This window comes from Spirosoma koreense (assembly GCF_054777875.1).
Genome location: NZ_BAAHAC010000012.1, coordinates 1 through 19,064, shown reverse-complemented (window position 1 = coordinate 19,064; position 19,064 = coordinate 1). Strand labels below are relative to the sequence as shown.

Below are 19,064 nucleotides of genomic sequence, written 5' to 3'. Positions count from 1 at the left end.
GAAGGGAGGGGTGAGTAAAGTGGCCTGGAGAAATGTTCGACGCTTCATGGCAGGGGATTGGGAGTCTAGCTGAACCAGCCGGATCTGGTTTAGTGGTTTACTGAGGTAAGTTACCAAGGAGCTCAATAGGCTTGTCGAGAATTTTAGTAAGCGGAAAAGCACGCCTGTAGTAGCTGAATCAGCAGCCCCTACCCTGTGCGCTTGTAAAGCCTGGATTGGTTACTAAACCCATGCGGCCAATAAATTGACCACTGGCACTATGTTAAACCTTGAGTTTAGCCCCTTTCGTCTTCTACACATTCAGCAGCCGGATTCGGTCGCCAGGTTTCCGTACTACGAAAAGAGCAGAAAGAACGCGGTTTTCATTACTGATACCCCGAATCATGTACCGCTCTCCCCAGTTAGCTCGTCGCTGTACGTCTGCGTGATCAGTTGGCTGGCATCATCGAACACACTTTTGATCTCATCCCGATAAAAAAGTCGGCCGCTTTCTCGAACTAATTCCAGCTTGGCTAAATTGCCCTCGTCCCACTCAAAATTCATAGACTACCATCAAATTAACGCCATTTCCCGTTCGTCGCGACTGAAGTTTACTAGTCAGAGCCGAAGTTGTCAGGGCCGAATCGTGGCAGCATCAATACCAGCGCTCGTCTAGCTGATTGCTCAGGGCTTTAAACCGGATTAGCTGACCAGTACCGAAGCCGTTGAACGGAGCTTATCGACTGTTTCGACAACATTGCCGGCATCATCAACCACCACATAAGCCTCGGGTAGATTGGTCGGCCGGTAATCGGACCGCTCCTGCAGACGCTGCCGTACGGACTGGTGCAGCCGGGGCAGCAACTGTTGAGACGAGTCATGAATTGGCTGATGGGCCGAAATGGGGCGGGGGCCGTTTAGAAAGGGAAATAGCATCCAGGGCATTGTCTGGTCGGGTCGATGCAGGTCTCCAGCTTCGTCGCCGGGCAGAACCAGCGCATCCGGATCCACGGAGCTGTCCAGCAGCAAACCATGGGCTTTGGCTCGTTTGATCATCCACTGTAACGGTACCCGGGCAAGTCGACGTCCCTGCCCGTCGGGTTCATATCCGCCCCCCACATCCGAATGGGCCCCGGCAAACCAGACCTGCTCCATTCGGTCCAGGGGTTCTACCGGTCCCCACAAAATGGGTTTGAAAATCGTTCGCCGAAAATCATCCAAAGCAAGCGCCTGGCACGCGTACTCAACCTGTTTGGAGAGTAACGTGTCCTGAAAGAACCGGGGTAGTTTGTTAAACGTCACTTTGTGCAGGACGGCGCTCACCGTATCCCAGACGCCCAGAAACGCAATGGGCACCTCGCGCGACAGGTTCTTTCGGAATTCGGTCGCCTGTTCATCGTTATCCGTCTGCCGGAACACTTTAAAAGCGTATTCAATCAGGTTTTCATTGCGCTTGTAAAGGAGGCCGCTTTTGGCGATAAGGCCCGATAGTACCCGCACGGTAAAGGCACCCCGACTGAAGCCGAACAGAAAGATGCGATCACCGGGTTCGTAAAAGTTCATCAGAAACTCGTAGGCCTGTTTCACGTTCTCATCCACGCTCCAGCCGGTCGCCTGATCCCACCAGTCCATCCATTGGACATACCCCCGCGTTCCCACGCCAGGATCATAGTAGGTAGCCTGATCAGCATTGGTTGGGTCTTTGCGCAACATGCAGAAGAGTTGGATGACATTGGAATTCTGGTCGGGCGAGGTCAGTTCATTGGCGGTTCCGTCACAGCAAACAACGATATTTTTCATGGCGAGGAAGGGATGTAGGATTGAAGGACCAGTTTACAGAAAAGCCCGGATCGTTGGCTAATCTTCTGAGCCAACGGTAACCTATTCTCTCCCAGCCACTTGCGAATACACTCGTTCAAACAGAGAGACGTATTGCCTTACCTGTGATCTTATTGCAACGCTTCGATGAGCACCTGCCGCTACTGTTCCAACGACTCCGGCGTCAACCCGCTGTCCCGACTGCCGGCTACATTCAATACCCGGATCGAGTACTCGACAAGCCAGGCCGCAGCTGCTCAGCCGTTGGGTTAACCAGGTAGAGTTTTGTTTTCCCGGATGCAGGTATCCAGCGCCAGTTTCGTTCCATCGGTTAGCTGGCCGAAAATCACGGTTCCATCGGACTGCCGAACATTGGCGCGGGTGCGGGGTGGATACTGCGCAGAAGTGTGTTCGGTAAGACCATACTCCCGTAACCGCTCATCGGGTCCGTTCTCGGTCAGATAGCCTTTAGGGGCAACACCGCCCGTTGGGATATCCAGCGATCGGGCGACCTCCAGGCCCAGTTGGTCAATACCGGTCTGGCCTCTGGAAATGATGCGTAGAAGGGGAAATGAATTCATATCCTTCAAAAACTAGCTAGAAGTCGGCTGCTTTGTAAGAGTAAGTACGGCACTTTAGTTGTCTGGTCTTGAACGGAATCAACGACAAATGCGGATGAAACCGATAGTATTTGTCGAAGTGTATCCTAAACTCATCTACACCTCTGTTTCTGAGATGTTGATACGTGAGACGGCAATTTGAGACAAATCAGTGAGTGCAGGCCATAACCATTGACGTGTAACCATTAAGGCCATAAAAACGGGCGTTTTACGATATTGGTAATTTTAATACCTAAGACGGGGAAATACTACGTAGTGTAATATAGCCTATAGTTCCCGCCAGAATAGAACCCGTCAGGATAGCAAACTTACTTTGAGAAAGTAGCTCCAACTGCTCAAACGATAGATTAGCCACAAAAATCGAAATAGTAAACCCAATGCCGCCTAAGATTCCCACTCCGATAATGTGTTTCCATTGAGCGCCGGAAGGAAGCGAGGACAAGCCTAGTTTTACTGATAAAAACGAAAATAGAGTAATGCCCAGCGGTTTGCCAATCAATAGGCCGAGCAGGATGCCTAATCCTAAAGGCGTAGCCAGCCCCTCAACCATGCCCGCTTCAAACCGGATATTGGTATTGGCGAACGCAAAGAGTGGCATAATCAAAAAATTTACAGGTCGAGCTAATACGTGTTCCAACTTTTCTAGAGGTGAATGCCCGTTGACTGGATTTGTTGGTATGGTGAGCGCAGTCAATACGCCTGCAATCGTGGCATGGATACCGGAGTGATGCACACAATACCACATTACTAGGCCAGGAATCAGGTAGAAAGCCAGGTTACGAATCCCGGCACGATTAAAAGCCAGTAGGAGTACGACAATACCACTAGCATAGAGTAGGTAACTAAGCTGCAAGCTGGTTGAATAAAAAAGGGCAATCACAATGATAGCCGATAAGTCATCCACGATAGCCAGAGCGGATAAAAATACCTTTAAGGAAGTAGGTACTTTGTTGCCTAACATAATGACAATAGCCAGAGCAAAGGCAATGTCTGTTGCCATTGGAATGCCCCAACCTTTGGCGGTGGGCGTTCCTTGATTGATGAGGGCATACACCAGAGCCGGAACAATGACACCGCCTAAAGCGGCCACAATAGGTAGGGCGGCTTTTTCAATGGAAGCTAATTCACCCGTGAGGGCTTCGCGTTTAATTTCTAAGCCAACCAATAGAAAGAAAACGGCCATCAACCCGTCATTGATCCACAATAAAACAGAATAACGCAGGTGCAGAACATCCGAGTTAAATCCAATTTCATTTGCTAATAACTGGTCAAAGTGTTGTCCTGCTGAAGAGTTGGCAAGCAATAGGGAAGCGGCCACAAAAGCAAGTAAAAGGATTCCAGGAAATGACGGAGATTTAAGAAAGTACTTACTAATACCTAGCGATTGATTTTGCATGAGGGTAGCATTAATGCCGCCCAAAGTTCGGTATATAGCCCAATAAGTAGGCAAAAAGTATCATTAGAATCACCTTAGAATTGTCTCACAAAATGCTGGTTTCACCAGGTTGGGAACCATAGAATACTGACTTATTTCCAGTCCATTTTGACCAGTATGCATCAATAGCAGGTCGTTCTCGCCGACGTGTTCCCAGTGAAGTGGTTCTTGTTCTATCTTGCCGGTATCATAGACTCCTACTAGTAGAAGTCCACTGGTGTGTATAGAACGGGGCCGCCCGAGTGGCGGAAAGCCTGCCATTAGTTGAGGACAGGCTTTTTTGTATTCTGGCTCCAAGTCATTGGGACCGTTCGTAAAACCGAATGGCGTAACCAACTGACGTCGGCGACTCACTAGACGGTTCAGCACTGATTGTCCAACAATAACGCTCCTCAAAATGAAATAAACGCCCCAATTGATAGGCAAATCCTCAATTGGGGCGTTATTGAGCGGCTCCTTCGCCAACCAATCATCTACTCTATTTAGGCCGGTTTATAGACCATACCCACCATCCACTTGCAATATTCGACCGGTGATAAAGTCTTGCTCTAGCATAAAGCGGATGCAACGACCGATTTCTTCGGGCTTTCCGATGCGACCTACCGGGGTTTCTGCAGCCAGTTGATCAAACAAACCCTGTTTAACAGCTGTCGGGAAGGAATCCCACCAAGTTGTATCGACAACGCCAGGGGAAACCGCATTAATCCGTAAAGGCTGCAGCTCTTTGGCTAAAACGGGTATCATCAATTCCAGAGCACCATTAATCGCAGCCAACCCCGAAAAACCAGGCTTGCCCGAAGTAGCCGATACGGCCGTAACTAATGTAGCACTACCCCTTTTTTTCAAGTAAGGAAGGGCTGCCTGTAAAGCCTGAAGTTGCGGCCAAAATTTTTCGTCGAAGCCTACCCTCAGATCATCCAGGTTCAACTCCTTGAAAGCACCGGCTCCTTTGCCGCCACTAACGGTAAGAATTAAGTGATCAAAATCGCCTACGGTTTGGAAAAAATCATCTAACTGATGTCGATCCGTCGCATCGACGGCTTGTGAAAGGGGCGATGCGCTGATTTGCTTTCTGGCCTGCTCAAGTTTGTGTCCGTCTCGACCGGCTAGAATAACATCAGCCCCTTCTGCGGCAAGCATAATGGCAGTGGCTAAACCAATGCCCGAAGTACCACCAACAAGAATAATTCGTTTATTTTCTAGATTTTTCATTTTGCTTTAACAAACATTGTCAAGCAAAATTATAGAGGATGACAGCCCAACTACTGACCGGATTATGCTTTGTCTATACCGATTTATGCCGATGTCCGGAAGCTCAACGGTGTGCTGTTTGTTTGCTTTTTAAAAAATCGGTTAAAAGCGGATGGATCACTGAAGCCCAATTCATAAGCCAGCTCAGCAATGCTTTGCTGGGTATACCTTAAGCGGGCTTTGGCTTCTAGCAGTAGCATCTGGCTAATTTTTGATGAAGCCGTTTGGTTAGTATACTGCTTAATAATCTTGTTTAAATGATTGGGCGTTACGTTCATCATCGTGGCGTAATCGGCCACCTTTCGCTTTTGCAGAAAATGCAGACTAACTAATTTGGTATAAACAGCGACCAGGTTATAGGGCTCACTTATGGCTAAAGGTTGGGGCATCTGTCGCTGGTAAGCTCGCTTAGCTGCAATCAGCATAAGGGATAAATAATGCTGAACCGCTTGACGTTTATCTGCCTGGTCGGCCTTGAGTTCCCCGTCAATTTCCCACATGAGTTGGACAAACTTAGCCAGCTCGGGGTTCGACAGCAAGAACGAGGATACACCCTGCGCATCGAAGAATGGGAAGGAATACTCCAAATTTTTCCGCATTGGCTCTAAAAAAGTACCGTCAAATAGGCAGTAATAGCCCGAATAATCGGCACTTGGGTTGCGGTAGGAGAAAATAGAACCCGGTGCTGTAATGGTAATAATTCCTTTGTGATGGGTACATGTGTTGAGTCCCAAGTCAACTTCGACCGAGCCACTTGTGGTAAAACCTAGGCGGTATGCATTCACAATTACAGGGCCAAAAGCAGGTCGGATACCCTGCTTGGAGTAGATCTCAAAACCGGGTAGATAATTTACCGGCTGAATGGCTGAATAGCCGAATTCACCAGGTTGGGTAATATTCCGGTGGACCGGTCGATACGTTTCAACAGAATATCGGATGATAGCGTCCTTTTTCATCTAAACGACTATAAAACTCCCTGTTCGCTTCAGGGTTAGCTATTCCCCTTTTATGGGATACCAGTCCTGGCTAGTGGCTTTTCCAGGACTTACCACTATTCATAGGGCCAGGCATGGTTCAGCCATGAACTAGCCGATTTGTTCTCTTTCCCGCATAAATATCATTAATAAATTAGAATTGTGGTTCTTGTACAATGCTCCCAAATAAGCCAAAGAAGTGTTTATGTATGTGCTCATTAACTTCTGGGTTTAAAGAGATTGTCTAGCAAAGCGATATACGCCCCTAATTATAGCCCTTCACAAGTGCGTAATTCATACGGGCGACACGTCACTTATTTAGTGAAGTCTAGGGATACAATAAGCACGGTCCACAGCCACAGCTTTTTACTGAAGTGGCTGACCGATCTGCGTCTTCTATCGAGCTTTTAAGACTATATTTGGGCTCATACCACTCCGAATATCGCCACAACAGCACGCCCTAATCCGGTAGTGGTCAGGCAAAAATTCGAGGCCATCATTCGTTAAATTTTACCCCATGAAGTTGTTGCTGTATTCCTTTCGATGGCTATCGATTCTGCTTATGGTTGTCGCTTCACCGACAAAGTCCCAGCCTACGCAGCCCTATAGCTATCCAGTCAGCGAGGTGGTGAGCATGCACTCCCAGCTACTGAACGAAGAGCGTAACGTGTATGTGCATTGCCCTAAAGTAGATTCCACCCATAGAAACCAGCGATTTCCCGTCTTATACGTACTGGATGGTGACAATCATTTTGAACTGCTTGTTCAGTACGTCGATTATCTTTCTCGGCCCGATGTGATGGCCATGCCCAAGACAATCGTCATTGGTATCCCCAATACCAACCGAACCCGAGACCTTACCCCAAGCCATAGCGTGCTGAATTATGAGGGCAAACCCGATACTAGTGCTTATCAAGCCAGTGGGGGCAACGAAAAATTTTTACAATTCATAGCGACCGAACTGATGCCCCTGATGGAGAAAACCTACCCAACCGCGGCTTATAAAATTTTGGCCGGGCACTCTTTTGGGGGCCTTGCCTCGTTGAATTGTCTGTTGACCCATCCCGATCTGTTTGATGCCTATGTGGCCGTAAGCCCCTCGCTTTGGTGGGACAAGGAGTATATGTTGAAGTTGACTGATGAAAAACTGAAAACCGGTTCAGCCTTAAACAAGATGCTTTTTATTAGTGACGGAAATGAAGGGGGACCTAATTCGTTTTTTCATAAGCATTTGCTAAAGCTGGCTGCCACACTGGCTAATAAGAAGCTACAACGCCTGACTTATCTGTATAAGCATTACCCCAGCGAAACGCACATGACCGAACCCATTGTGGCTTATTTCGATGCGCTACGTTTTATATTCAAGGATTGGGAAAAGCATCACTAAGAATTCTCAAAAAAGGCTCCCCGATGAGACGTGAGCCGTTTTTAAGGTTCAGGAATAGGACGTTTTATTAAATAAATCAACTTAGGTTATCAATTTATAACAATGAGCAAAATCCAGGTATAATAAACGGTTTTGATGAACGACAGCAGCATACCCGCCACCAACCAATATAGCCCGCCCCAGCCAACCAGCAGCAACAGACAACCCGCCAGCCAATAGGGAAAACGGTTAGTTGACTGAGCCCTAAGTTTAGCCAGTCAATGCGTTGGCACTCGACGGGTGTGAGCACCTGGATCCGCCGGCTCAATGTTAAGTTTAACAGCCCTGACAGCAACCCCAAACTAAGTAACTCGACGCCTAACGCCTGGGTCGGTTGATCCGGTATTAAGCCACAACAGGAGGCCACTAGGACCGTCACAGGCATCAACATACTGTCCAGGCTTCGATGTGGGCCACCTGCCCTTCGTCTTTTTAACCGCCAAATCCGACATGGTCGACTTACGCCGGGGGATGGGCCTGGGAGCGGATGATTACCTGACCAAGCCCTTCATGATCAAGGATTTGCTGACCGCTGTCAAGAGTCGGCTCAAACGGCATCAGCTGACCCCAGCCCCATACACTCCTTCAGATTACCTAACCACGATCCAAGGACACGACGAAAAAGGCACAATGATCTTGCTAGCGGCCGATTGTCTATTATTTTATGTGGTTAACCGACAGTGTTTTGTGCGGCATCCGTTGGGCACCTTGCAAATCAATCGCAGCTTAGACACCTTAGCCGCTGAACTCGACCCCACGCAATTTTTTCCGGCCAACCGACAAGTGCTTCTTCATCGGCAAACCGTTCGAAATACGCATACTGGCATAAAGGCAAGTATTGCTTATACTTGGATCTGGTCGGTCAAAGCCAGCAAGCTACCCTGGCCAGAGCCCGGTTTGTCCAGTTTAAGCACTGGTTAGCTGCTTCAGCACATGATCTGAAAGTAAACGGTAGTGTACATCCTTCGTATGTGACTAATAGTCGTTGAAAGATATCAAATAAATCACTATCTCCTAAAATCCTCCTAATTGAGACGAAGAGGCAATTTTTTTCCTAAATTAAGCTATTATTCCTTGGCTGGCGGGTATCAATCAAGCATTTAAGCATGTTCTTTACTAACTAGCTATCTAAATGACGGAGCATGCTATGATCTACCAAGTCACTCAGCCCCACCCCGCTTTACTGCCCTTTGTCAAAGAATATATTCTGATCCATTTTAACTTTGAAGGCCTGGCGGGTCAGCGACCAGCCCGACTGCTGGAAGCCCGGGCCGAACAAAGTCTTATCTTCTATCCCTCGGGCCGGTTCACTAAAATAAGTCCTGACCAGGATAAACGACTGCTAATCCCGCCCAGCGTGATTCAGGGGCAACTGCTCAGTAGCTGGTTTCACCACTACCCAAGAAATTTCAAGCTCCTCAAAATTGTTTTTCAGCCCGGAGGACTCTTTCATCTGCTGGGGCAACTACCTACCACCTATTTCACCGACGCGGTGATCAATGCGGAAGATGTACTGGGCCGGGAAAACTATCAGCTCCTTCAGCAATTGATGGATACGGAGCAATATGACCGCATGATCCAAACCACCGAGACCTATCTGCTCGCCATGTTTCGTCAACTGCGTTTACGGATCGAGCCCATCGACCGGGTCAATGGCTTAGTTATGAAACCCTATTTACCCCCATCTCTAGATTATCTGGCCAGTCAAGCCTGTCTGAGCGTTCGGCAGTTCGAACGAAAATTTAAGCAGCGGAATGGGGTGAGTCCAAAATTATTCCTGCGGATTGCTCGCTTCAACCGGGCCTTTGCCCACAAGCAGCGAGATCCTACTCTGGATTGGCTCACTATTGCCCTGGGTTGTGGCTATGGGGATTATCAGCACATGGTCAAAGACTTCAAACAGTTTGCCGGCCTGACGCCCCCAGACCTCTTAGAAGCCCAAACCCGTGCGCCCGAAAAAGTACTGGGTCTTCGCTAGGGATGTCGTTTTTTGACCAATACAATCCCTGCCGACCAGGCTAGCTTTGTGGCCAGCACAACCAGGCTACCAATGCTATGTACCATCCGACACGCCGTTCCTTTATGCTGGGCCTATCAGCCGTTGCAGCTAATCCTTTGCTCCCTGCAACACTAACTACTACACCTATGGTTACCCCTAAACCCTTTGTTATTCGGCAGACCGAAGCTCGTTTTGACCAGCTTTATCATGTGCTGGGTATGGAACTCTCGTTAAAAATAGCAGGCCAGGATACCAACCAGCAGTTGACCATGTTTTCTGGCAAGTACCATAAAAACGACGGCCCGCCCTTACATGTTCATCATGGGCAGGACGAGCAGTTCTACATCGTCGAAGGCGAATTTCTGTTGCAGGTAGGTGACCAGCATTATACCCTCAAGGGTGGGGATACTATCTTTTTGCCCCGGGAGGTGCCCCATGCGTTTTTAGTACTCAGTGAAACGGGGTCAATGTTTTTCCAAACCAATCCTAGTGGTAAAACCGAGGAGCTTTTCAAGGCGCTGTCCCAGCTCGCCCCAACGGCCAGCTTGGAGCTTATCAAGCAGGTACATCACGAGTATGGGGTAAGCATTGTGGGGCCCCGCTTAAACAGATAGAACACTTCTGTCTATGTCACTACGGATTGGCAGAAGGGGCTTTGCTTAGTACGTAGTAATGGGTTAGGGCTAATCAGATTTTCATCTTTGTAGCGAATCTAATTTGGCATAGTAGACATGAATTACGATCGACACCATTTTTACAAAACGCTCTATTCTTGAACGGTACAAGCCGTTCTACCACACAAGGGCTGAAACCGGATGGTACAATTAAGTTGACCGTCTTTGGCCCTTCTTAACCCGAGCGGCCTCTACCGCTGACTTCTCAGCCTGTTTCTGTAATCGTTCATCGAACTCATGAGCTACCATGTCTACTACCTTCACCTGACTCATCAGCGGGTGCAAAGGATTGATCAGGATGTTGCGCGAAGGCGTGTTCTTAACAATCACCGACGGAATAGCAAAGGCCAAGGTCGGATAATTCGGTACTAGCCTGGGTAGTAAAAATTGCGGTAGGTTTTCAGGATATTTGAGCGCATCCCAACCTGTGGGCAGCTCAGATAATCGGATCTCCTCAATGGCCTCCGGTAGCTCGATGCTTACGCGTACAAACGGCGGCAAATCGCGTACGGGTGTACCATCTAAGTGCACCAGCGTCTCCAGTAAGGCCAACTCGGGTGTAATCGACGTGTAAACTAAGGGAGTACCCGGTGGATTCCAGCGACCACCGTTCAAACGAGCCCCTTCTCCCGTGAGCACTGACTCAACGAACTGCTTCTTTTGGATACGGTAGACTAAAGGCATTGCTTAACTGTAAACCCCATATTCAATGCGGCCTAAGATCTGATCTACTACCTGGAAGCCAGTAGCCGTGTCCAGCAGTTGTAGGGGGGATTGACCTTCCAGGATCTCCAGGGGCCGACGCAACCAGCGGTTGAACTTACCTTGATCTTCGAACACGCGCAGGCCATGGGCCGCTAGGGCTTTGAGCAATAGGAGTCGTTCAGATTCCACCTTATTCAGGGAGCCACTCACTAAGCGACGAGCCATCGTCCGCTCATTCATCGATAGCAGGATTGCTAACTCCCGAATCGTTAGCTCTAACAAAGAAGCCTGTTTTCGCACTTCGGCATGGGTTACCCCTGAGCGCGACTGGGCGATGAGCTCGAAAGGGCCGGTTCGCTCAGGTAGGATGCGCACCATAACATTGGCTGCCATAAAGATCGGTTGTCGTGCGCTGTTGTCCTTAGCGCCCGGTCTAGCTTTGCCAGCTTTCTCGGTAGTTGCTTTCATGAATGACAATTTGTCAGCAATATTACTGACATTTTACGTAGCTATAACTTGTACAATCAAAAAAAAGTTTGTAAGTTGTCTTGTGTGGGGATTTAGGCGATACTGACCGCGCCACGGTGGTCAGCGGATTCCAGAATCAGCAACTTTATCATTATGCGCCTTGGTGAACACCGCCGGACGATCACCAAGGCGCGGCCTCGCTTAATTACCTTTTTAACAAGAAATTAACCATTTATTCAGCAGTGATCGAGGCCTCCGATAATTTTTTAGGTCTGTTTCTGAAATGTGACAATAGAAGATAGTTTTCCAGACGGACGCAACCGGCTGTCTATTAGTTGCATCTGTTCCAAAAACTTTAGTTAAGGCCATGGCTTATCAATCAGCCCTGCCCTACTGATTGTCTTACGTAGTACATGGTTAGCCACTACTGGTTTAGACTCGCTCCCTTTTCTGTATTAAAATAATAGTATGCTATTCGGCTACGCGCGCGTTTCGACCGCTCCGGCGGCCCGGTCAAGATCAAAATCTGAACTTGCAATTAGATGATCTCAAAAAAGCAGGTTGTCATAAAATTTTCCAGGAGAAGGTTTCCTCGGCTAAAGAACGACCCCAATTACGAAAGTTACTTGAGATTCTTCGAGAAGGTGATACGGTCATTATTTGGAAGCTTGACAGGCTGGACAGATCACTAAAAGAACTCTTCACGCTAGTCAATGAGTTTCAAACCAATGGCATTGGTTTCCGAAGCCTAAATGATGCTATCGATACCACCACTGCACAAGGTCGCTTGGTATTTAACCTATTTGCTTCGCTGGCTGAATTTGAAAGAGATTTAATTCTCGAGCGTACCATAGCTGGTTTGGCCGCAGCGCGGGCTAGGGGACGAATAGGCGGCCGTCCGAAAGGACTCTCTACCGAAGCCCAAGTAAAGGCCCGAGCTGTAAAGACGATGTATACTCTTAAAACCCATACGATTTTAGAGATTGGTCAGTTATTTCATCTAAGCCGAGCGACAGTTTACCGCTACTTAGCTTGGCGAGAAGCAAAATAACGGTTGCTTCATAAAATGGGCGTTTCAAAAGACGGGCACGATGCTTACTTATCGGTAGACTGACCCAAAATAGTATCTTGCGGCAAACTAATCACTCTGATGAATCTACAGGCCCCCACCCAACAACTTCTATTGAGTCAAGCTGTCAGAGAAGTGGGTCAGACAACCCTCAACCCCAGGAGTAGATTAGGTATAAGCCGATGGCTAGTCTACCTGTTCCAGATCGTCTGTTTGGCTGAGCTATTCAGTCAATATGCATCTTGTCAGCAACTCTCTCCTGCCGCCCGGATTAGTCTGATTACCTATGGACCGGGTGACGATGATATCTCATCCTGTTTTGGTCATACTGAAATTCGCTTGGTTGATCCCCTACTTGGCATTGACCGGAATTACAGCTATGGCGGCTTTAATCATAGGAGCCGTTGGTTCATCCCAAAGTTCTTAAGTGGCACTTTGCCCTACTATGTGGAGGTACACCCTTTAGGTGAGGCGGCGTATTTTTATCAACAGACTAATCGTAGTATTCGGGAGCAACTCTTGAATCTGTCGGCCACCCAAAGCCAACAGCTTATTGCGGCTTTGGACGTAAATAATCTACCTCAAAATCGGTACTACCGCTACCAATTCTACTACGATAACTGCGCCACTCGACCTCGCGATATGATTGCCTCTGCTTGTGGGGATAGTCTGATGATTCCATCCCGCCGACGCATGACAGGTAAGTCGTATCGAGATTTGATGAATACGTATTTGACCCAGCAGCCTTGGTATCAGTTGGGCATGAACCTAGCTCTCGGAAAAGCATCCGATCAACAAACCGATGGCTGGCAGGCCATGTATTTACCCGATCAACTGGCTGACCAACTGCGCCAGGCCACTATCAGACAACCAAATGGAAAGCTAGAGCCGCTTATTCAAGGTGAACAAACGCTGTTCGCAGCCCCACAAATAGTTACTCAGCCGACTCCTTTTAGTAAAACTCCCAACGGAGTATTCGCCCTGTTATGCTTGTTAGTGACTGGCTTGACCTTATGGCGTTATGTCAATGATGAGAAAGTTGATCGCTGGTTTGATCGACTCTTGTTTGGTATATCGGGCTTTTTAGGCTGGTTTTTACTTTTTCTTTGGATCATCAGGGATGATGGGGTTACGGCCTGGAATCCAACCCTGCTGTATTTAATGCCGCTTCATCTGCCCTTGGTTTTTTGGGCTACCAGGTTAAGAACGACATTGCGATTACGAAGACTGTATTTTGGGATCACCGCTTTATCGATTTTGCTGGGCATGGCCCTATCGCAGATACCGGGCTGGTTTGATATTGTCTGTCCGCTCATGTTATTGGTTCGATGTATGGTCAATTGTCAACCCGTTTTAGCTCGAAACCAGATACGCCCCCAAGTTGTCTGACAGCTATCTTCAGCTTGAGGTCATAGGTATTAACTTTACTATCCTGCTCAAAAAACGCTCCCAACTGAGACTCGTTGAGGGGTTCGATTCTTAGTTTCTAATGTGAAAATAAGGGTCAATAGTGGGCGATCAAGGCTAGTACCGACTTTTGCAACCGCAGCGGCGGACTGCAGCCACTTGAGTTATATGATAGCTCTCCAAACTCCTGTTGATCAGGTGCCTTTTATACGACAACAAGTTGTTCAACGTTAGCCTAAAAACGGCTCAATATCATGAACAAGATACTTCTACTTTTATCATTGACTGGTCTTTTTAGCTGTCAGCCCAAAGATCAACCATCAGATACTGCCGCTCGTGCATCTGGTGCGTACGCGATTCAGTCTTATGTAGTGAATGGTGATACGGTGTACTCGACCAGCGGCATAAACAAGCTTGGTGTAAGCAATTTCTCTATCAGGGTTGGTCGAAAGGCATCTGATACAGTAGCCGTCGAATACGCTCAGAACCGCAGTACGCTACCTGTTGCTAACTTTAGCAACATACCCGTTACAGGTTCAAGAATTGTCCACATTGAAGAGAAAGGTGGTAAGTTCCAACTGGCATCTTATGAGAAAGCTCCCTTTGTCTATGAGAGTAGCATCGACGGGAACAGGTTTTATGAACGCACTATAGGGTACAACATAGATTCGTTAGAAGCACGATGGCGGTTTGATTCATTAAAAAGTCCCTACACTCCTCCGTTAAGGGAAATAATTATTTCAGCACAGAAGTAGGATTAAAATAGAAGATTACAACGCCTAGCCACTAATCGGAGTGGCTAGGCGTTGTACTTTCTGGAGGGCTGTTGTATAACTAAAGTGGCTGCAGTCCGCCGTTGCGGTTACAAAAGTCGACATAGCTATGACGATTACTGCTCGACCCGTAGCTATAGGCAGAAAACGTAACTCGTAACAGCCCCTTTTCTAGGTTTCTCAATAGTCTACAAGACTTTTGCAACAACCATTACCATTATATTAACCTGGAACTATGTAAGTTACTTGTTAAGCCGGTAGCAAAGCTTGATTCAGTAGGGCTTAGTTTCTTATCTTTTGCCTATACCAAAAGATAAGAAATAGGCTCATCCCTATAGATAACCACAAAGCTTTACCCCATCCCCTTTCCAAAATGCTACCGACCACAGCCACGAAGCATATAACGGCCTGGAGTAACCAAAACCATTTTTTCAAAGGGTTGGGTAAGACGAAATAAATTAAGATGTTTATCGTAACCCACAAACATTGAAACAGCGTTACAAGTATTGGCATTACACTGATGTGCTTAAAACGTAGCTATAGAATTGCATATAGAGCGTAGAAAAAGCCCGATGATCTCAAATATCTCGGCTATTAGTTTGACTTCCAACGGGTTTTTACTTTCTAATTTATTCTCAAAATACGCTCCCCGAAATGAGATGTTGAATCGTGGTCATAAAGTCACGTGATGGATTCAGTACAAAACGGCAAGCGTACCCAGTTGTGCGCCTGATCCCGCTAAACATCCCCTCTAAACGATCGGTTAGGCTCCTGATTCCTTACCTGCTTCTTATGACCGCTACTAATCCATTTCAACGCTACGACGAAACCGACGACCGGCAATTTTACCGGCAGCCGCGCCTGGTCAACCACATCGACGAGGCTGCCCTCCGGGCCACCACCAACTTATATGCTGAGTATTTGCCCGCTGGGGGCAACATTCTCGATCTAATGAGCAGTTGGGTAAGCCATCTGCCAACCAACATCCCCTACGGACGAGTGGCCGGACTGGGCATGAATGAGGTCGAGTTAAAGGCCAACCCACAACTCACCGAGTACGTGGTACAGAACCTGAACCAACTCCCCAGGCTCTGCTACGGCGACAATACCTTCGACGGTGGCATGGTCACGGTGTCGGTGCAGTACCTGACGCAGCCAGTGCTGGTTTACCAGGAGCTGGCGCGCGTGCTGCGGCCCGGCAGTCCGTTCCTGACCGTGTTCTCCAATCGCATGTTTGCGACCAAGGCCGTTGCCATTTGGCAATCGCTCGATGACCAGGGACATCAGCAGTTGGTGCGTTGGTATTATGAGCAAACGGGCCTGTTCGACCAAATAAAGGTCCTGGATCGTAGCCCGGGTGGGGGGAGTGATCCGCTGTTTGCGGTGGTAGGCTGGGTTAAAAATGAGACTGGCTCAACAGCTGATTCATACGGTATTGGTTCGATAAGCCATTAAGGGGGAGTGCACCCATTCATACGAGATGGTCCACCAACAATAATTTATACAGCTGGTCAATGTGTTACGAGGTCAAGTAAAGAAAACGCTCCTAACTGAGACGTAAAGAGATTTGCGGTTTAAATTCGGGTGATTTTAGAGATTACACGATTCCAACGTATTAATGAGCTTCTGGGTGTTGATTGAAACAAAATACCATGAGCTATAAGCCTTTACTACCCTTTCTGCTACTAGTTTTCATTGGATGCAATAAAGAGGATACAGCAATTGAAACATCCCCTTGCCAGTCCCCCTATGGCCCGCTTAGACGTCGGGAGTTTATTCAGCATCGACCTGCAATTGTTATCCAAAGAAGCCAAAGCAATGGCGAAACCAGCTTCCAGATAGTTCCTGCTTATAGTCCTGGCGTTGATGAGGCAAATCGAACGCCTTGGGGAAGCTGTAATTTAGGGACAGCCTTTCAGAAGGATAGCTTAAAGGTGACGGTTAGTGGCTATTTTCTCACGTCAGATCAGCTAGAAACGATGAACATTTCCCCGCTTCCGTTTGAAGTAACGAGTATGCAAGTAAGAAACTAGCGATCTCGCTGAAAACCCTCCTAAGTGAGACGAGGTAGTATGAAATTATCCGTATCCTTGTAAGCCTATACTACCATACTACCAGTCCGTAAAGGTCATGAATCGAATCGAGCAGATACTAGCCAACCTTTGCGAGCAGGTGTACTCGGCTGCGGATTGCATGGACGTCAAGTGGCTCATGGAAGGCAAAGGACGTATTGAGCTGCTTGAAGTAGAACAAAAGAACAGTCAGCCTCAACGAAGCGAGGCGATCTTGCACCTGCTTATACCGCAGCTTGAGCAGCATGATCGTTCGCAGGTGTATCAACTGTTGATGCAGGTAAGCAGTAGTCCCAGCCACCCCTGCACCCTGACGGAACTACATAAGCTTGGGAGTGAATCGATCGCCCGAATGCCTAGCCAGGTGCGGCTCTTTAAACAGATATATCAACCTGATCCCTCACTGGGGGATCGATTACGGGTCTGCCTGTTGCTTTGGACGAAATCGGAGTTGGCGTAAGGGGGATAGTTGGCACAAGCCCTCTTTGATCGGCTGTTTCACCTCTTAACACGGGTAGGTAAAGTCTCACATATACCCTCATTTATGCAGTCGGCTATCGAGTGGTATGAGAGATTGACCAACTACCTCCACTTCCGCATATGAAGCATGTTGGGGGTGCAACAAGAGATTGTACGACATCTCCAAGATGACAGAAGGTACCGCTACAGCTAAGCAAAAAGGGGCTTGCAGCCATTCCGTTAGGATCGTTTGAGTTTCGCCTAAAGTACCACTCTTCCAATAAGCTGGTAGCTTGGTAGGATCAAGCCAAAAAATACTGTCAGCTTCGACAGGCAAACGTAGAGTACTCAACCACAGTTGAGGTAGTTCGGTTAAGGTTAAGGGAGGTAAATGCACCAACGTTTCCAGCAGTGCCAGCTCGGGTGTACGACTGGTGTACAGGATTCCCGTACCTTTCGGATTCCAACGGCCTCCATGTCGATGGCTTCCCACAACCGATAATGGCTCCTGGTGGTAGGGCTCTTTGTTGATACGATAGACGTCCATTCGCTTACCCCACCAGGCCCCATTCTATGCGACCCAGTACATCTTCGGCTAGTGAGAAACCGGATACTGTATCCAGCACAGCTAGAGGGGATTGAGCTACCACTGAGTCTTTAGACAACGCATGGGGCGTTTCTTTGATAGCTAGCTGAGTAGACTGCTCAAGGGGTTGACTAAAAGTCCCCATATCTTGAAGAGAGCTAGGGACGATTAGCTCAAGATTCGAGTTCGTCTCTGGACGGTAGGCTAATTCAGCCAGTGGCGTACGTAACCAACGAGCCAGTAGATCAGCTCGTCCGTCAAAGACGGCAAGACCTCGCTGGACGAGTCGCTCCAGCAACAAGAGTCGTTCACTAGCGGCCAAACTCAATCGTGTCGCCGTGTCCTTTCCATGCAAGCCTCTGATGGACATGTTCAGGATACGGGCCATCTCTTTATCGGTAAGCCCCACCAAGCGAGCGACTTCATCGACGCGTCGGCGCAAGACACCTTGTCTGGCTTGGCTAATAAGGCTGGTAACTGGCAGAACCGTTTGCATAAGCTAGGCAGGAATATATAGTGCAAAACTACACATTATAAATGGCAATTTTGCACTAAAAGTTTCTCATCCTACGTACAAGCCAAATAGGTTAATCTGTATGTTTTAATTATACCTCGTTCGCTGAACGAGAATAGCTACAGGCGGGGTGACCAGACATGGCTTCACCTGACAATCTTTCCCGAATGAATAGTTATCGTTATTAATATCCCAATCACAGAAAAGACGCTCCTTTGAGACAAATGAATTTTATGATCTACCTCTGAAATGTGACGATAGAAGATGTTTTTTCGTATAGATGCAACTAGTAATCAGACATTTGCATCTACACGAAACCCATAATATATTAATCAGACCCTTTTTGAGACAATTCTATGCTATTCGGATATGCACGCGTTTCGACCGCTCCGGCGGCCCGGTCAAGATCAGAACTTAGCTCTCCAATTGGATGATCTCAAAAAAGCAGGTTGTCAGAAAATCTTTCAGGAGAAGGTCTCTTCGGCCAAAGTAAGACCGCAACTTCAAAAGCTGTTAGATATCCTTCGAGAAGGAGATACAATTATAGTTTGGAAACTGGATCGGCTAGGGAGATCACTCAAAGAACTTTTCACACTGACCAATGACTTTCAAAGTAAAGGACCGGGTCACCGGAGCGATCGGTTTTCGGAGTTTGAATGATGCCATTGATACCACTACGGCTCAAGGGCGCTTAGTATTTAATTTGTTTGCATCCCTAGCCGAATTCGATGGCACCGCAGCCGCCTTTAGGTTTGTGTCATATTAATATTCCAATATTTAAAATAGCTTGCCAAAAGTGAACAGAGTGGGCTTCCCTTTCGCAGCCGCCAGGTTC

General features: G+C 47.8%; 20 protein-coding genes. 10 read left to right on the top strand and 10 right to left on the bottom strand.

From position 1 onward, the window contains the following. Positions 1 to 381 precede the first annotated feature (381 nt). The 6 genes from ACYVC2_RS11915 to ACYVC2_RS11890 all read right to left on the bottom strand — a co-directional run bounded on the left by ACYVC2_RS11915 (position 382) and on the right by ACYVC2_RS11890 (position 6,059). Positions 382 to 543: a hypothetical protein gene (locus ACYVC2_RS11915; protein ID WP_461102652.1), complete on the bottom strand. Its 162-nt coding sequence runs from the start codon at positions 541 to 543 to the stop codon at positions 382 to 384. Positions 544 to 681: 138 nt separating this feature from the next. After that, positions 682 to 1,779 carry a DUF2235 domain-containing protein gene (locus tag ACYVC2_RS11910; RefSeq protein WP_461102651.1) on the bottom strand — a complete coding sequence of 366 codons (1,098 nt, stop codon included), beginning with the start codon at positions 1,777 to 1,779 and terminating at the stop codon, positions 682 to 684. 287 nt (positions 1,780 to 2,066) lie between these two features. Further along, complete coding sequence (locus tag ACYVC2_RS11905) at positions 2,067 to 2,378, bottom strand: YpsA SLOG family protein (RefSeq protein ID WP_461102650.1); 312 nt, start codon at positions 2,376 to 2,378, stop codon at positions 2,067 to 2,069. Between the two features lie 271 nt (positions 2,379 to 2,649). Then, entirely contained in the window at positions 2,650 to 3,813 is a 1,164-nt protein-coding gene (gene nhaA / locus ACYVC2_RS11900) for a Na+/H+ antiporter NhaA (protein ID WP_461102649.1), read from the bottom strand. A gap of 531 nt (positions 3,814 to 4,344) precedes the next feature. Further along, the gene (locus tag ACYVC2_RS11895; protein WP_461102648.1) at positions 4,345 to 5,064 is read right to left on the bottom strand and encodes an SDR family oxidoreductase; all 720 of its coding nucleotides are present in this window, start codon (positions 5,062 to 5,064) and stop codon (positions 4,345 to 4,347) included. Positions 5,065 to 5,147: 83 nt separating this feature from the next. Further along, complete coding sequence (locus ACYVC2_RS11890; protein ID WP_461102647.1) at positions 5,148 to 6,059, bottom strand: helix-turn-helix domain-containing protein; 912 nt, start codon at positions 6,057 to 6,059, stop codon at positions 5,148 to 5,150. A 535-nt stretch (positions 6,060 to 6,594) separates the two neighbouring features. Here ACYVC2_RS11890 and ACYVC2_RS11885 point away from each other — a divergent pair. The 4 genes from ACYVC2_RS11885 (at position 6,595) to ACYVC2_RS11870 (ending at position 10,116) form a co-directional block, all read left to right on the top strand. After that, on the top strand, positions 6,595 to 7,464 hold the full coding sequence (locus ACYVC2_RS11885; RefSeq protein WP_461102646.1) for an alpha/beta hydrolase: 870 nt from the start codon (positions 6,595 to 6,597) through the stop codon (positions 7,462 to 7,464). A 489-nt stretch (positions 7,465 to 7,953) separates the two neighbouring features. Beyond that, positions 7,954 to 8,424, top strand: a complete 471-nt coding sequence (locus ACYVC2_RS11880; protein WP_461102645.1) for a hypothetical protein — start codon at positions 7,954 to 7,956, stop codon at positions 8,422 to 8,424. A gap of 226 nt (positions 8,425 to 8,650) precedes the next feature. Further along, positions 8,651 to 9,481 (top strand): helix-turn-helix domain-containing protein, encoded by an 831-nt coding sequence (locus ACYVC2_RS11875; RefSeq protein WP_461102644.1) that lies wholly within the window; start codon positions 8,651 to 8,653, stop codon positions 9,479 to 9,481. Between the two features lie 167 nt (positions 9,482 to 9,648). Continuing rightward, positions 9,649 to 10,116 (top strand): cupin domain-containing protein, encoded by a 468-nt coding sequence (locus ACYVC2_RS11870; RefSeq protein ID WP_461102643.1) that lies wholly within the window; start codon positions 9,649 to 9,651, stop codon positions 10,114 to 10,116. A 210-nt stretch (positions 10,117 to 10,326) separates the two neighbouring features. Here ACYVC2_RS11870 and ACYVC2_RS11865 read toward each other — a convergent pair whose 3' ends face one another. Next, positions 10,327 to 10,860, bottom strand: coding sequence for an RES family NAD+ phosphorylase (locus ACYVC2_RS11865; RefSeq protein WP_461102642.1), 534 nt, complete (start codon positions 10,858 to 10,860; stop codon positions 10,327 to 10,329). Positions 10,861 to 10,863: 3 nt separating this feature from the next. Next, on the bottom strand, positions 10,864 to 11,349 hold the full coding sequence (parS, locus tag ACYVC2_RS11860; RefSeq protein WP_461102641.1) for a type II RES/Xre toxin-antitoxin system antitoxin: 486 nt from the start codon (positions 11,347 to 11,349) through the stop codon (positions 10,864 to 10,866). Positions 11,350 to 11,881: 532 nt separating this feature from the next. On the opposite strand from parS, the gene ACYVC2_RS11855 reads away from it, so the two are divergent. The 5 genes from ACYVC2_RS11855 (at position 11,882) to ACYVC2_RS11835 (ending at position 17,130) form a co-directional block, all read left to right on the top strand. Then, on the top strand, positions 11,882 to 12,400 hold the full coding sequence (locus ACYVC2_RS11855; RefSeq protein ID WP_461102640.1) for a recombinase family protein: 519 nt from the start codon (positions 11,882 to 11,884) through the stop codon (positions 12,398 to 12,400). Positions 12,401 to 12,631: 231 nt separating this feature from the next. Beyond that, positions 12,632 to 13,807, top strand: coding sequence for a lipoprotein N-acyltransferase Lnb domain-containing protein (locus ACYVC2_RS11850; RefSeq protein ID WP_461102639.1), 1,176 nt, complete (start codon positions 12,632 to 12,634; stop codon positions 13,805 to 13,807). Between the two features lie 272 nt (positions 13,808 to 14,079). Then, positions 14,080 to 14,580: a hypothetical protein gene (locus ACYVC2_RS11845; protein ID WP_461102638.1), complete on the top strand. Its 501-nt coding sequence runs from the start codon at positions 14,080 to 14,082 to the stop codon at positions 14,578 to 14,580. Between the two features lie 810 nt (positions 14,581 to 15,390). Then, complete coding sequence (locus ACYVC2_RS11840; protein ID WP_461102637.1) at positions 15,391 to 16,053, top strand: class I SAM-dependent methyltransferase; 663 nt, start codon at positions 15,391 to 15,393, stop codon at positions 16,051 to 16,053. A gap of 675 nt (positions 16,054 to 16,728) precedes the next feature. Beyond that, the gene (locus ACYVC2_RS11835; protein WP_461102636.1) at positions 16,729 to 17,130 is read left to right on the top strand and encodes a hypothetical protein; all 402 of its coding nucleotides are present in this window, start codon (positions 16,729 to 16,731) and stop codon (positions 17,128 to 17,130) included. A gap of 78 nt (positions 17,131 to 17,208) precedes the next feature. On the opposite strand, the gene ACYVC2_RS11830 is transcribed toward ACYVC2_RS11835, so the two are convergent. Together ACYVC2_RS11830 and ACYVC2_RS11825 are read right to left on the bottom strand one after the other, a co-directional pair. Next, positions 17,209 to 17,676, bottom strand: coding sequence for an RES family NAD+ phosphorylase (locus tag ACYVC2_RS11830; RefSeq protein WP_461102635.1), 468 nt, complete (start codon positions 17,674 to 17,676; stop codon positions 17,209 to 17,211). 4 nt (positions 17,677 to 17,680) lie between these two features. Then, complete coding sequence (locus tag ACYVC2_RS11825; protein ID WP_461102634.1) at positions 17,681 to 18,211, bottom strand: antitoxin Xre-like helix-turn-helix domain-containing protein; 531 nt, start codon at positions 18,209 to 18,211, stop codon at positions 17,681 to 17,683. Between the two features lie 387 nt (positions 18,212 to 18,598). On the opposite strand from ACYVC2_RS11825, the gene ACYVC2_RS11820 reads away from it, so the two are divergent. Further along, the gene (locus tag ACYVC2_RS11820; RefSeq protein WP_461102633.1) at positions 18,599 to 18,889 is read left to right on the top strand and encodes a recombinase family protein; all 291 of its coding nucleotides are present in this window, start codon (positions 18,599 to 18,601) and stop codon (positions 18,887 to 18,889) included. The last annotated feature ends 175 nt before the right edge of the window (positions 18,890 to 19,064 follow it).

Bases quoted from the DNA above. Each gene is read 5' to 3' on its own strand.
- ACYVC2_RS11915 (WP_461102652.1), bottom strand. From the start codon at position 543: ATGAATTTTGAGTGGGACGAGGGCAATTTAGCCAAGCTGGAATTAGTT.
- ACYVC2_RS11910 (WP_461102651.1), bottom strand. From the start codon at position 1,779: ATGAAAAATATCGTTGTTTGCTGTGACGGAACCGCCAATGAACTGACC.
- ACYVC2_RS11905 (WP_461102650.1), bottom strand. From the start codon at position 2,378: ATGAATTCATTTCCCCTTCTACGCATCATTTCCAGAGGCCAGACCGGT.
- nhaA (WP_461102649.1), bottom strand. From the start codon at position 3,813: ATGCAAAATCAATCGCTAGGTATTAGTAAGTACTTTCTTAAATCTCCG.
- ACYVC2_RS11895 (WP_461102648.1), bottom strand. From the start codon at position 5,064: ATGAAAAATCTAGAAAATAAACGAATTATTCTTGTTGGTGGTACTTCG.
- ACYVC2_RS11890 (WP_461102647.1), bottom strand. From the start codon at position 6,059: ATGAAAAAGGACGCTATCATCCGATATTCTGTTGAAACGTATCGACCG.
- ACYVC2_RS11885 (WP_461102646.1), top strand. From the start codon at position 6,595: ATGAAGTTGTTGCTGTATTCCTTTCGATGGCTATCGATTCTGCTTATG.
- ACYVC2_RS11880 (WP_461102645.1), top strand. From the start codon at position 7,954: ATGGTCGACTTACGCCGGGGGATGGGCCTGGGAGCGGATGATTACCTG.
- ACYVC2_RS11875 (WP_461102644.1), top strand. From the start codon at position 8,651: ATGATCTACCAAGTCACTCAGCCCCACCCCGCTTTACTGCCCTTTGTC.
- ACYVC2_RS11870 (WP_461102643.1), top strand. From the start codon at position 9,649: ATGGTTACCCCTAAACCCTTTGTTATTCGGCAGACCGAAGCTCGTTTT.
- ACYVC2_RS11865 (WP_461102642.1), bottom strand. From the start codon at position 10,860: ATGCCTTTAGTCTACCGTATCCAAAAGAAGCAGTTCGTTGAGTCAGTG.
- parS (WP_461102641.1), bottom strand. From the start codon at position 11,349: ATGAAAGCAACTACCGAGAAAGCTGGCAAAGCTAGACCGGGCGCTAAG.
- ACYVC2_RS11845 (WP_461102638.1), top strand. From the start codon at position 14,080: ATGAACAAGATACTTCTACTTTTATCATTGACTGGTCTTTTTAGCTGT.
- ACYVC2_RS11840 (WP_461102637.1), top strand. From the start codon at position 15,391: ATGACCGCTACTAATCCATTTCAACGCTACGACGAAACCGACGACCGG.
- ACYVC2_RS11835 (WP_461102636.1), top strand. From the start codon at position 16,729: ATGAATCGAATCGAGCAGATACTAGCCAACCTTTGCGAGCAGGTGTAC.
- ACYVC2_RS11830 (WP_461102635.1), bottom strand. From the start codon at position 17,676: ATGGACGTCTATCGTATCAACAAAGAGCCCTACCACCAGGAGCCATTA.
- ACYVC2_RS11825 (WP_461102634.1), bottom strand. From the start codon at position 18,211: ATGCAAACGGTTCTGCCAGTTACCAGCCTTATTAGCCAAGCCAGACAA.
- ACYVC2_RS11820 (WP_461102633.1), top strand. From the start codon at position 18,599: ATGCACGCGTTTCGACCGCTCCGGCGGCCCGGTCAAGATCAGAACTTA.